A 391-nucleotide genomic window follows, 5' to 3' on the forward strand; every position below is an offset into this window, starting at 1 on the left:
GCTGGGCGACATCGTGCTGGTTCGCACCGGGGAGAAGATCCCAGTCGACGGCCGGGTGCTCAGCGGGCAAGGTGCGGTGAATGAAGCGACCATCACTGGCGAGAGCGTGCCCAAGGACAAGGCGATGGGAAGTCAGGTTTTTGCCGGAACGGTCGTCGAGTCTGGTGCCTTGGACGTCCTGGTGGAGCAACTGGGTGACGATACAACCTTTTCCCGCATCATCGCCCTCGTAGAGAACGCCGAGGCTGAGCAAGCCCCAGTGCAAAAGCTGGCCGACAAGGTGGCCGGCTGGCTCATCCCCGTCGTCTTCCTATTTCTGATTGGCGTGTACCTGATCACGCAGGACGTGCGGACCATTGTCACGCTGCTGATTTTCACGTCGCCGGCGGAA

The 391-nt window shown here is 61.1% G+C and carries 1 protein-coding gene; it reads left to right on the plus strand.

Features of this window, described 5'->3' with window-relative positions:
* A partial coding sequence (locus tag AC066S_RS39950) for a P-type ATPase actuator domain-containing protein (protein ID WP_478272087.1) occupies positions 1 to 391 on the plus strand: 391 nt, incomplete at both ends.

This window comes from Bradyrhizobium sp. CFUWI (genome assembly GCF_056429085.1).